The organism is Idiomarina sp. MD25a, assembly GCF_001870515.1.
Lineage (GTDB): Bacteria > Pseudomonadota > Gammaproteobacteria > Enterobacterales > Alteromonadaceae > Idiomarina.
Genome location: NZ_MDGT01000001.1, coordinates 94,879 through 105,696 on the forward strand (window position 1 = coordinate 94,879; position 10,818 = coordinate 105,696).

14 protein-coding genes are annotated in these 10,818 nt (G+C 48.5%); 4 read left to right on the forward strand and 10 right to left on the reverse strand.

Translation table 11 applies throughout. The annotated features are described in order from the left end of the window. Positions 1-44 precede the first annotated feature (44 nt). Together BFR57_RS00450 and BFR57_RS00455 are read right to left on the reverse strand one after the other, a co-directional pair. The gene (locus tag BFR57_RS00450; protein WP_071462128.1) at positions 45-707 is read right to left on the reverse strand and encodes a hemolysin III family protein; all 663 of its coding nucleotides are present in this window, start codon (positions 705-707) and stop codon (positions 45-47) included. Further along, positions 704-985 carry a DUF3081 domain-containing protein gene (locus BFR57_RS00455; protein WP_071462129.1) on the reverse strand — a complete coding sequence of 94 codons (282 nt, stop codon included), beginning with the start codon at positions 983-985 and terminating at the stop codon, positions 704-706. Before BFR57_RS00455 ends, BFR57_RS00450 begins: the two co-directional genes overlap by 4 nt. Before the next feature lie 213 nt (positions 986-1,198). Between BFR57_RS00455 and BFR57_RS00460 the strand changes: the two genes are divergently transcribed. Next, positions 1,199-1,813: a TetR family transcriptional regulator gene (locus tag BFR57_RS00460; RefSeq protein ID WP_006954571.1), complete on the forward strand. Its 615-nt coding sequence runs from the start codon at positions 1,199-1,201 to the stop codon at positions 1,811-1,813. Here BFR57_RS00460 and BFR57_RS00465 read toward each other — a convergent pair. From BFR57_RS00465 to BFR57_RS00485, 5 genes are all read right to left on the reverse strand, one after another. After that, a complete protein-coding gene (locus tag BFR57_RS00465; protein ID WP_006954572.1) occupies positions 1,810-2,316 on the reverse strand; it encodes an MgtC/SapB family protein in 507 nt (168 codons plus the stop codon). The genes BFR57_RS00460 and BFR57_RS00465 overlap by 4 nt on opposite strands. Further along, the gene (locus BFR57_RS00470; RefSeq protein ID WP_006954573.1) at positions 2,316-2,828 is read right to left on the reverse strand and encodes an NADPH-dependent FMN reductase; all 513 of its coding nucleotides are present in this window, start codon (positions 2,826-2,828) and stop codon (positions 2,316-2,318) included. The genes BFR57_RS00465 and BFR57_RS00470 overlap by 1 nt, the downstream gene beginning before the upstream one ends. A gap of 21 nt (positions 2,829-2,849) precedes the next feature. Continuing rightward, positions 2,850-3,494 (reverse strand): DUF2959 domain-containing protein, encoded by a 645-nt coding sequence (locus tag BFR57_RS00475; protein ID WP_071462130.1) that lies wholly within the window; start codon positions 3,492-3,494, stop codon positions 2,850-2,852. Further along, positions 3,494-3,730, reverse strand: a complete 237-nt coding sequence (locus BFR57_RS00480; protein WP_006954575.1) for a YqaE/Pmp3 family membrane protein — start codon at positions 3,728-3,730, stop codon at positions 3,494-3,496. The genes BFR57_RS00475 and BFR57_RS00480 overlap by 1 nt, the downstream gene beginning before the upstream one ends. A gap of 78 nt (positions 3,731-3,808) precedes the next feature. Then, positions 3,809-4,525 (reverse strand): SDR family NAD(P)-dependent oxidoreductase, encoded by a 717-nt coding sequence (locus BFR57_RS00485; RefSeq protein ID WP_071462131.1) that lies wholly within the window; start codon positions 4,523-4,525, stop codon positions 3,809-3,811. 65 nt (positions 4,526-4,590) lie between these two features. Between BFR57_RS00485 and BFR57_RS00490 the strand changes: the two genes are divergently transcribed. Genes BFR57_RS00490 through BFR57_RS00500 form a run of 3 tightly spaced genes read left to right on the forward strand, consistent with a single transcriptional unit; the run spans position 4,591 to position 6,838 of the window. After that, a complete protein-coding gene (locus tag BFR57_RS00490; RefSeq protein WP_071462132.1) occupies positions 4,591-5,439 on the forward strand; it encodes a virulence factor BrkB family protein in 849 nt (282 codons plus the stop codon). Positions 5,440-5,493: 54 nt separating this feature from the next. Continuing rightward, complete coding sequence (gene dtd / locus BFR57_RS00495; RefSeq protein ID WP_071462133.1) at positions 5,494-5,934, forward strand: D-aminoacyl-tRNA deacylase; 441 nt, start codon at positions 5,494-5,496, stop codon at positions 5,932-5,934. 1 nt (position 5,935) lies between these two features. Continuing rightward, entirely contained in the window at positions 5,936-6,838 is a 903-nt protein-coding gene (locus BFR57_RS00500; protein ID WP_071462134.1) for a bifunctional GNAT family N-acetyltransferase/hotdog fold thioesterase, read from the forward strand. Here the strand turns inward: BFR57_RS00500 and hutH are convergent. From hutH to hutC, 3 genes are read right to left on the reverse strand one after another with little or no spacing between them, the layout of a single operon-like run. Beyond that, a complete protein-coding gene (gene hutH, locus BFR57_RS00505; protein WP_071462135.1) occupies positions 6,835-8,361 on the reverse strand; it encodes a histidine ammonia-lyase in 1,527 nt (508 codons plus the stop codon). The two genes, BFR57_RS00500 and hutH, sit on opposite strands and share 4 nt — an antisense overlap. 9 nt (positions 8,362-8,370) lie before the next feature. Beyond that, a complete protein-coding gene (hutU, locus tag BFR57_RS00510) occupies positions 8,371-10,044 on the reverse strand; it encodes a urocanate hydratase (protein ID WP_071462136.1) in 1,674 nt (557 codons plus the stop codon). Between the two features lie 14 nt (positions 10,045-10,058). Continuing rightward, positions 10,059-10,772 (reverse strand): histidine utilization repressor, encoded by a 714-nt coding sequence (gene hutC, locus BFR57_RS00515; RefSeq protein ID WP_071462137.1) that lies wholly within the window; start codon positions 10,770-10,772, stop codon positions 10,059-10,061. Positions 10,773-10,818 lie beyond the last annotated feature (46 nt).

Consider the following 10,818-nt stretch of genomic DNA (forward strand, 5'->3'; position numbering starts at 1 on the left):
AAAAACCCGCCGATTGGCGGGTTTTTTTATGGGTAATATAAAAGTCATTGTGCTGCCATTAACTCGGGCTGCGGCAACACATAATAAAAAATCGAGAAGAAATGCAGAATGCTCCCCGCTAGCACAAATAAGTGCCAAATCGCATGGTGGTATCGCATCTGCTTACGTACGTAAAATATCACACCCAAGGTGTAGGCAAGACCACCTGCAAGCAGCAGCAGTAAGCCGCCCGTATCAACGTTATCGAGCATCGGCTTAATGGCGACCAACGCCATCCAGCCGAGTCCAAGATACAACGTCAAAGACAACCACTTAGGTGGATTCTTCACAACCAGCTCTAGAATCACGCCGAATAATGCGATTCCCCAGACCACACCAAGCAATGACCAACCCCAAGGTCCACGCAGGTTAATTAGTGCAAAGGGTGTATAGGTGCCCGCAATAAGTACAAATATAGCCGCGTGGTCTAACTGTTGGAATACGGCCTTAATGCGCGGCCAAGGAAAGGCGTGATAAAGCGTTGAGGCGGTATAGAGCAAAATGAGGCTAGCCCCATAAATACTGGCTGCCACCACATGCCAAGTATCGCCATAGGCGACAGACCACACCAGCATCACCACGAGCCCAACGATACTCAGCACCGCCCCTATGCCATGCGTTAGCGCATGAGCGACTTCTTCTAAAACTGTATACGACTTATTACTCATCCACGCTCCAGACCTGGGGTTTCGTAGCCTTCACTGATATTTTTAAGCGCACGAATGAATTGGTCGAACTGCTTGCCATTGTCGTAATCTAACCGGTATTTGTTATGAAACTCTAGCGTCAGTTTTACGCCGTGACCTTCCAAAAATACGGTGTAGCCATCATGGTCAGTATACGCAGTAACACCATCAAGGACGTGCTTGCCTTGCTTTGCCTCGCCATGCTCATGGATCTTCTCATAAGCATCTAAAATAAGACGAAAATCGATCTCGTTTTTCATGCACTGTCTCCTTGCTTGTCCATTAATGTATACATAGTAATTATACGCAACATCGCCGCGACTAGACTTGTTCTGCTCTAAATGCCCTTTCAGAGTCTATCGAAATGACTCAGTTGTCAAATACGAGCGTGTATACAAAATATACATACAATAATGCATGATAAGCAGAAAATCGCTATAATCAGACTGTATTCTAATTTGATGAGGTGTAATTTGGTTAGGCGTACAAAAGAAGATGCGCTCGCGACTCGCTCACAGCTGCTTGATGCGGCCGAGCGTGTATTTAGTGAGCGAGGTGTCACCCATACGTCAATGGCACAGGTCGCCGAAGCTGCAGGTGTCACTCGAGGCGCTATTTACCACCATTTTAGTAATAAGATGGCGTTGATTGAGTCGTTAATGGAGCGTGTGCGTTTGCCCATTGATGAGATGCGCGAGCAAATTGCACAACAACCTGAGTTCGATGCGCTCGTCGAAATACAGGAACGCACCAATGAGTTTTTAAACCGTGTTGCCACCGATCCGCGCGTGCAAGCACTCGCAAATATTTTAATGCATAAATGTGAATACATTGATGAGGTCAATCCGATCAAGTTACGCCATTTGAGTGGCCGCAATGACTGTATCTGTGATGTCGAAGCGTTATTCGAGAAAGCGGTTAACGAGGGTCAGTTGCCACCCCAAGTGAGCCCACGCATTGCGGTTATCGGATTATTTGGCTTAGTCGATGGGCTGATTTACAACTGGTTAATGGATGATGGCTACTTCCCTCTTGTCGAGTATGGTGAAGCAGCCATAAATACGTATATGAACGGACTAAAAGCCTAAGGCTCGTTGCTATCTGCGCGGCGCTTACGCCAGCCATCGTACTTTTGATGAACGCCGCGCGTAAGCGACTGAAAACTCTCTTCTAGCAAGTCAACGCCCACTAATACCACCACAACGATCAGTGCTAAAGCGAAAGCTGTAGGGTATAACCCTAAACCGGCAACAACGCCGATTGCTGCTAGCATCCAGATGGTGGCCGCCGATGTAACGCCGACTACCACTCCGTCTTTGGCAAGCATTACGCCCGCACCAAGAAAGCCAATACCCGTGATCACTTGCCCGATGATACGTGACGCGTCGGTGTGATCATTCATGACTAGTTTGGCACTCACTAAGAAGACGTAGGTGCCGAGTGTGATCAGTGCTGAAGTCCGAATACCGACCGGTTTGCCACGAATTTGCCGCTCAAGCCCTACAATGGCACCGCTGGCAATCGCGGTGGCAATGCCCTTCCAAGTGAAGGGCGCCATGTGCTCAAACACCAAAATATCCGAGAGGCTCATTAGTCACCCTGACTAAGGAAAGTCGATAGGAAATCTTCGTCCATTGCCGCGATGGTCTCATCATTAGCATTAGGACAGCAGGCAAAAAGAGGAGCAGTCCACGCCTGAACATTACCCAGGATATCGCGCAAATGGCTGAGACCACGGATACCACCCAGTCCACCGGGTGAGGCTGCTGCCAATAACACTTTTTTGCCTTTCCATACCTGACCGTCAACGCGCGACGTCCAATCAATCGCATTTTTAATCAGTGGCGAAACAGAGGCGTTATATTCTGGGCTGACAAGCACAACTTTATCAGCCGCCGCAACGGCCTTGGCCAGCTGTTGCATTGCCTTAGGAACACCTTCTGCCTGCTCGTGGTCGCCGTGATAGATCGGCGCGTCTAATGCGTCAGCATCGAGTAACTCAAAATCGAACGTGTGCTTTTCGGCCACCTGCACCAAGCGATGCTTTAATTTTGCATTAATTGACTCTTTACGACGACTGCCGCCGATAAACAAAATACTCATGAAAACTCCTGTAATAGTGGGTTAAGCACCGCTGTTCATGCTTTCAATAAAGCGATTAGACTCATCAATGGCAGACTCCATCTCATCAATTAAGTCCGAGATATCGGTCTGTAAACGACTAAATTCACCGCGAATTGCGTCGATAGCGCGCGCGTTCAGGTTGTGTTTGAGATACAACACGTTGTCTTGCATCTTTTGTAACACAGGGTCCATTTTTCCAGCCGCTCGTTCCATCACGCGAATGAGTTCACCATAATGACGTTCTGTCTCACGCAGACGTCGCTCACTCTCGCGGCGCATGGCATCATTACTGTAGAGCTCAAGCTCTTCGCTCCATTCATCAAACAAATCTTGAGCCACGTCGTCGACTTCTTCGATACGTTCGTTGACACGCTCAGCCGCAGATTTACTCGCCTCATAATCATCACGCAGCGCGTTGTAGCGTTCTTCGAGTTCACCACCATCGAATTGCAGCAGCGCATCCAAGCGCTCGAGAGCCGATTTGAATTCTTCTTGAGCATCGCTTTGTGCATCTTTAGCGTCGTCAACACGATCGACCAAAATATCACGCTTCTCGATACCCAATTTCTCCATCGCTCCATAGTAGGCACTTTGGCAGCCCACTAAGAACAACAACGTAAAAATGCTTAACCCCAGCTTTTTCATTAGTCTCCCCTTACGGCGCGAACCAATCGTTCATCTCGTTTATCTTGGTTGTAACTACGTACGACCAAAATCGCGTGAATGATCGCAAGGATATAAACTAAACCTAAAGCGCCAAATGAAAAAACAAATAGCACAATGCCTAAAGCTGTGAGTATCACGTTGAATAGGAATTGAAAGATCCGTCCTGTCGTCAACACCGCGAGCGGTGGAATCAAAACAGCTAAAATGTAACGCATAAAACCCCCTGTCGAGATAAATGAAATCCCCCCGTACGACCGCATATTAATGCATTGGTTGCACAATGAATACAAGTCTTAATAAGGCAGTCGTTTACCATCCCAATGAAACAAACCACCCGAGTCTTCAGCTGTCAGCCCCTGAATTACCTTAACAATGCGATCCGCTGAAAGCTCAGGCGAATAAAGTTTGTCTTTCGGCACACGCTTTTGAAATGGTTTCGAGAGATCGGTATCTGTCGTGCCTGGGTGAATTGCGGCAACCACGAAGGATTTATGTGAGCGTTTAAGTTCAATCGATGCTGTTTTGAGCAACATGTTTAAAGCCGCTTTACTGGCACGGTAGCTGTACCAACCGCCCAGATAATTATCCTCAATGCTACCTACTTTCGCTGACAGTTGAACGAAAAAACGACTCTTCTTCTTATCCAACAGCGGTTTACACGCCTTTAGAATCATTAACGGCATGACAGCATTAACGCTAAAGAGCTTACTCAAGTTTGCTTCATTTAAATCGTCGAGCTGCTTTTCTGGGAACGTATCATCGTCATGCAGCATGCCTACCGTCGAAACAACACCTTCGAGCACTTCACCGCGCTGATTAAATTCAGTGACCCACTGTTCTAAGGGGTCAGCGGTGTAATCCTCTATCGTCGTGTAATGTACACCGGCGACGCGTTGGTTAATTGGCTGACGCGATACTGCAATAATGGTGCTATCGTTGAACTTTTGCTTCAAAGCTTTCGTTAATGAAAGCCCGAGACCACCTGCGGCACCAAACACTACAATTGCCATCTTGTGCGTTCTCCATCAATATAAGACTCATTCATCGTACGCAGAGATATGTAATTTTGACCAATATGAACTGGAAACTTTGGCTAAAACACGGTTTTAAATTTTCTCGACATGTCGCACTTCGCAGTCAGTCCGACTCAATTAACGTGACCGCCGGGCATCTCACCTATGTCAGTTTATTATCATTAGTGCCATTGTTAGTGGTCACATTCACTGTGTTTTCCGCCTTTCCAGTGTTCGATGATCTCAAAAACAACATAGAGAGTGCGCTGTTCGCTAACTTGCTGCCCACTTCAGGCGAGCAGCTGAAAGAATATATCGATCAATTTGTTGGTAACGCATCGCAGATGACTGCCGTCGGTATCGCATTTTTATTTTTTGTCGCCGTAGCTCTGATTTCGGCGATAGACTCTGCGTTAAATAATATCTGGCGCGATACCAGCAGCCGACGTTGGACGGTATCTTTTGCCATTTATTGGATGATTTTGACACTCGGGCCTGTTCTTATTGGTACGGGGTTGGCGGCAACGTCTTACTTAGTCTCGCTATCACAATTCGCCGAAACGTATGTTTCGGGGATTCGCAGCTTTTTGCTTTCCGCAGTACCGGTAGTGACTAGCTTCATCGCCTTTGTGTTGCTTTACCAACTGGTGCCTAATCGACCCGTTAAATTCCGCTATGCGGCTTTTGGTGCCGCCTTTTCAGCCATCCTATTCGAGGTCAGTAAACAATTATTCTCGCTCTACATCACCCACTTTCCAACCTATCAGGCGATTTATGGTGCGCTTGCCACGGTGCCCATACTCATCGTTTGGATCTATTTGTCATGGTTGATTGTATTAGCAGGTGCCGAAATGACAGTGAGTCTAGAGGAATACCGATTAATCCATAAAAAGCGTACAAAGTCAGATTGAACTGCTTAGCAGAATCGACAACCATATACTTTTTTAAGGGCAAGAGTAGATAGCATGATAGGTTTAATTCAGCGCGTAAGCCGTGCTCAGGTAGATGTCGATAATAATAAGGTTGGCGGAATCGACGCCGGGTTACTGATATTACTGGGTGTTGAACAGGGTGATAATGAGCAAAAGGCCAAACGTCTTGCCGAGCGTATTATTCATTATCGCGTGTTTACCGATGCCGACGGCAAAATGAACCAAAGCCTTGTCGACAAGGGGTATGCGACGTTGGTTGTTTCGCAATTCACGCTCGCCGCCGATACTCGCAAAGGGCGCCGTCCTAGTTTTTCGAGCGCGGCTCACCCGTCTGATGCGCAAAAGTTGTACCATGTATTTTGCGAACATATCCAAGCGCAGGGTGTGCATGTAGAAACCGGCGAATTTGGTGCCGATATGCAAGTCAGTTTGGTGAATGACGGGCCTGTCACTTTTGAGTTACGAGTAGATTAATATGTATAAAGTCATTACCCCAACCACTGATGCCGAGTTTGAAAAGTACTTTCACTTACGATGGCGTGTACTACGTGAGCCTTTTCAACGCCCCTTAGGTTCAGAACAGGATGAGTATGATCAGGTCGGTTTGCATCGTATGGTCGTCAATGAGGCAAACGACCCTGTCGCCGTTGGTCGATTACACTTTAACAGCCCGGAAGAGGCACAAATACGGTTTATGGCCACGGCGCCTGAGTATCGTGGCGAGGGCCATGGCGTAGCGATTATTTTTGCGCTCGAAAGCGCAGCCCGCGCCGAGGGAGCCACTCACGTTATTATTAACTCTCGCGATACCACAATCGGTTTTTATAAGAAGTGTGGATACCAAGTCGTTGAAGAGGCTGATACCGTCAAAAATCCAATGGCAGAACACCAGCTTAAAAAGTCGTTCAGTGAGCAAAACCGTATTATCTATCGCCCAGAATGGTGTGAAGAATTACAGAATACTTGGGCAAAAGATATTCCTATATCGGATGCTATGGGTATCAAAATCCACCAATATACGGGTCGCATGTTTGAAACGCGCGCTCAACTGTCACGTAATATCAACGTGCATGGCACCATGTTCGCAGGCAGTATCTATTCCTTAGGTACGCTCACTTGCTGGGGGCTGCTGCATTTGCAATTGCTCGAGCGCGAATTGGAAGGCTCGGTGGTGCTCGGCGACGCTAACATCCACTATCACAAGCCGGTTTCAAGAGAGCCGCGTGCGGTCGCTTATTTAAGTGATGTAACGGGTGATTTCTCAGCGCTAAAAGAGGGCAAGAACGCGCGTATGATGATGAAAGCCCAGATCATGGATGATGAACGGCCTGTGGCTGAATTTACAGGCCGTTTTGTCGTATTGGCTAAACGTGATTAAGCGGGCGTTATGTCCGCTAGCGTCACGCCTAAGCGACCCGACTTAATCAAATCACTCGCTGCTTTGATATCCGGTGCAAAATAGCGATCTTCATCATAGTAGTCGACTTGTTCGCGTAAAATAGCGAACACTTCTTCTAATTTTGCACTGGCTTTTAATGGCCTTCTAAAGTTTAAGCCTTGCGCAGCCTCTAACCACTCAATAGCAACAATATCGGCGATATTGTCAGCAATATCACTGATTTTACGCGCTGCAAAGGTTGCCATGGAAACATGATCTTCTTGGTTCGCTGAGGTTGGCAGGCTATCAATCGACGCTGGATGAGCTAAGGTTTTGTTCTCTGAGGCAAGCGCTGCCGCAGTCACTTGCACCATCATAAAGCCCGAGTTCACACCACCTTCCTCGACTAGGAACGCAGGCAAGTTGCTCAGATGCTTATCAATCAATAGCGCGCCGCGGCGTTCTGACATTGCACCGATCTCGCTCGCCGCGATAGAGATAATATCTGCCGCCATAGCAACAGGCTCAGCATGGAAGTTACCACCCGAGATAATATCTTCTTGTTCACTAAACACGAGCGGATTATCGGTTACACCGTTCGCTTCACGTTCTAGAATTGTCGCCGCATGCTTCAATTGATCATAAACCGCGCCCATCACCTGAGGTTGGCAACGCAACGAGTAAGGGTCTTGAACCTTCTCACAATTTTCATGATCTTTAGCAATCTCAGAGCTATCAGTCAGGATATCACGGAATGCAGCCGCCACTTGTTGCTGTCCGATTTGTCCGCGAACTTGGTGAATACGCGCGTCAAACGGTGCGCGTGACCCCATCGCTGCCTCCACTGACAATGCGCCTACAAGAATAGAGCTATGGAACACACGCTCCACTTTAAATAATCCAGCTAATGCCAATGCGGTGGATGCCTGCGTACCGTTCAACAACGCAAGGCCTTCTTTTGGCGCCAGCTCGAACGGCTCTAAACCAGCTTTTGCCAAGCCTTCTTTGGCGGGCATACGTTCACCCTTAACACGCACCTCGCCCTCTCCTAACAACGGCAGCACCATGTGTGCCAAAGGCGCGAGATCACCGGATGCGCCAACCGAACCTTTGCTCGGAATACACGGATAGACCTGATGGTTCAGTAGCGCAGTAAGCGCATTGATAACTTTTAGGCGAATACCCGAGAAGCCGCGCGCCAACGAGTTTATTTTTAGCAATAGCATTAGACGGACGACTTCATCGTCCATAAGCTCACCCGTACCGACCGAATGTGACAGCACAATACGGCGCTGTAAGTCGGTTAACTTTTCGGGTGGAATGCGTGTATTGGCGAGCAAGCCGAAGCCGGTATTAATACCGTAAACAACGCGCCCTTTATCCAATACTTTTTGTACAGTCGCTGCCGATCGCTCAATATCTTCGATAGCGGATTCCGCGAGCTTAAGCTGCTGTGGTTCGAAGTACCACGCACGGAGGTCAGCCAATGTAAGCTGACCAGGATTTAATGGAAATTGGCTCATTGTTACTCCTTATTTCTCGAGCATGGGCAAGTCAAGCCCCTGTTCTTGCGCACAGTTCTTCGCGATATCGTAGCCAGCATCAGCATGGCGCATCACCCCGGTGCCCGGGTCATTCCACAACACACGGCCCAAACGTTGCTCAGCTTCGTCGGTGCCATCGGCAACGATAACCACACCCGCGTGCTGGGAATAACCCATCCCCACGCCGCCGCCGTGGTGTAAGCTGACCCAAGTCGCGCCGCCTGCGGTGTTCAAGAGTGCGTTCAGTAGCGGCCAATCAGATACAGCATCGGAGCCGTCCGCCATACTCTCGGTTTCGCGGTTGGGGCTCGCAACCGAGCCGCTGTCGAGGTGGTCACGACCAATGACGATAGGCGCTTTTAACTCACCGTTACGCACCATTTCGTTAAACGCTTTCGCAATCCGGGCACGATCCTTCAGACCAATCCAGCAAATACGTGAAGGCAAGCCTTGGAAACTAATGCGTTCTTTCGCCATATCCAGCCAGTTATGCAAATGTGGATTATCAGGAATCAGCTCTTTGACTTTGGCGTCGGTCTTGTAAATGTCTTCTGGATCGCCTGAAAGAGCGACCCAACGGAACGGACCAATACCCTCGCAAAATAACGGACGAATATAGGCTGGTACGAAGCCTGGGAAATCAAAGGCGTTAGCAACACCCTCATCTTGAGCCATCTGACGAATATTGTTGCCATAATCCAGTACCGCAGCACCCTGTTGCTGGAAGTGCAGCATTGCTTTAACTTGCACTGCCATTGAGCGTTTGGCTGCAAGCACAGTCGCCTGTGGATCGTTATCTTGCTCAGCCTGATATTTTTCGAGTGTCCATCCCTGCGGCAGATAACCATGCAACGGATCATGCGCTGAGGTTTGGTCGGTCACCACATCGGGCGTAACATTACGCTGCTTTAGTTCTTCATAAACATCGGCCGCGTTACCGAGTAACCCAACAGAAACGGCTTTACCTTCCGACATAGCGTTGTTCATTAATTCCAGCGCGTCATCCAAACTGGTCGCTTTGTGGTCCACGTAACCTGTGCGAAGTCTAAAGTCGATGCGGCTTTCATCACACTCAACCGCGAGCATACAAAAGCCCGCCATCGTTGCAGCCAGTGGTTGAGCACCACCCATGCCACCCAGACCACCGGTTAGAATCCATTTCCCGGCCGCTTCACCCTCAAAGTGTTTGCGCGCTACCGCACCAAAGGTTTCATAGGTGCCTTGAACAATGCCTTGTGAGCCGATGTAAATCCAAGAGCCAGCGGTCATCTGACCGTACATCATCAGACCTTTTTTATCGAGTTCGTTAAAGTGCTCCCAATTCGCCCATTCGGGTACCAAATTAGAGTTAGCAATAAGCACACGCGGCGCGTTCTCATGAGTAGGAAATACACCGACAGGTTTGCCAGATTGGACTAACAGTGACTCGTTCGGTTTTAAACGTTCTAGCGTTTCAACGATTTTGTCAAAACACTCCCAGCTGCGTGCCGCACGACCAATACCACCATATACGACGAGCGCTTGTGGGTGTTCTGCCACTTCTTCATCGAGGTTATTCATTAACATGCGCTTAGCAGCTTCAATTTGCCAGTTCGCGCAGGTTAATTCTGCGCCACGATCAGCGCGGATAACGCGCGACTTATCTAAACGGGTAAATGACATGATTAACTCCTTTTCTAATCTGGTTTTGGCGCATCAAAGTTCATATGTCCGCCCAATTTGAATCGTGAGCCCGGATGAGTCAGGATGGCGTAGCTCACGACGCCGCCGGAACTCCATGTCCGGCGTATAATTCGCAAACACGGTTCATCGCGACTAATTTGTAGTAATTGACACACCGAAGAAATCGGATGAATCGCTTCAATTTGGTGACTCGCTTCAGTCAGCGGCGTAACCACGCATAAATATTCGTGGGGCGTCACTTTGGTGTAATCCTGCTTTAAATAGTCGGGCACCAACTTAGGATTTACATAGCGCTCCTCTAACTGCACCGGTAAGTCGTTTTCCAAGTGCGTGATGGTGGAGTGCAGGACTTCGCTGCCCGGTTCAATTTGTAATGCCTCGGCAACTTGGCTCGATGCATCCTGAATACGTAAATGATGAACCTTGGCGCGGTATTCATGACCACGATCGCGTACTTCATCAGCAATGTTTTTAATCGCCATAAACGATGTTTGTGACTTAATCGGTGCCACAAAAGTGCCAGCGCCCTGAGTTCGTATCACCAAACCTTCGTCTGCCAACTCTTGTAAGGCACGACGGGCGGTCATACGGCTGACAGAAAACTGTTCGGCGAGGGCGTTTTCAGAGCTGACAGGATGATTTTCCGGCCACTCGCCTGTCTCGATTTTGTCGTAAATGAATTGTTTGATATTGGAAAATTTGGCCATAGGACACCCAGCGGCATAAGCGTTGAACATGCCAAAAAGTTTAGAT

Bases quoted from the DNA above. Each gene is read 5' to 3' on its own strand.
- BFR57_RS00450 (WP_071462128.1), bottom strand. From the start codon at position 707: ATGAGTAATAAGTCGTATACAGTTTTAGAAGAAGTCGCTCATGCGCTA.
- BFR57_RS00480 (WP_006954575.1), bottom strand. From the start codon at position 3,730: ATGCGTTACATTTTAGCTGTTTTGATTCCACCGCTCGCGGTGTTGACG.
- BFR57_RS00465 (WP_006954572.1), bottom strand. From the start codon at position 2,316: ATGAGCCTCTCGGATATTTTGGTGTTTGAGCACATGGCGCCCTTCACT.
- BFR57_RS00455 (WP_071462129.1), bottom strand. From the start codon at position 985: ATGAAAAACGAGATCGATTTTCGTCTTATTTTAGATGCTTATGAGAAG.
- dtd (WP_071462133.1), top strand. From the start codon at position 5,494: ATGATAGGTTTAATTCAGCGCGTAAGCCGTGCTCAGGTAGATGTCGAT.
- hutC (WP_071462137.1), bottom strand. From the start codon at position 10,772: ATGGCCAAATTTTCCAATATCAAACAATTCATTTACGACAAAATCGAG.
- BFR57_RS00470 (WP_006954573.1), bottom strand. From the start codon at position 2,828: ATGAGTATTTTGTTTATCGGCGGCAGTCGTCGTAAAGAGTCAATTAAT.
- hutU (WP_071462136.1), bottom strand. From the start codon at position 10,044: ATGTCATTTACCCGTTTAGATAAGTCGCGCGTTATCCGCGCTGATCGT.
- hutH (WP_071462135.1), bottom strand. From the start codon at position 8,361: ATGAGCCAATTTCCATTAAATCCTGGTCAGCTTACATTGGCTGACCTC.
- BFR57_RS00475 (WP_071462130.1), bottom strand. From the start codon at position 3,494: ATGAAAAAGCTGGGGTTAAGCATTTTTACGTTGTTGTTCTTAGTGGGC.
- BFR57_RS00490 (WP_071462132.1), top strand. From the start codon at position 4,591: ATGAACTGGAAACTTTGGCTAAAACACGGTTTTAAATTTTCTCGACAT.
- BFR57_RS00485 (WP_071462131.1), bottom strand. From the start codon at position 4,525: ATGGCAATTGTAGTGTTTGGTGCCGCAGGTGGTCTCGGGCTTTCATTA.
- BFR57_RS00500 (WP_071462134.1), top strand. From the start codon at position 5,936: ATGTATAAAGTCATTACCCCAACCACTGATGCCGAGTTTGAAAAGTAC.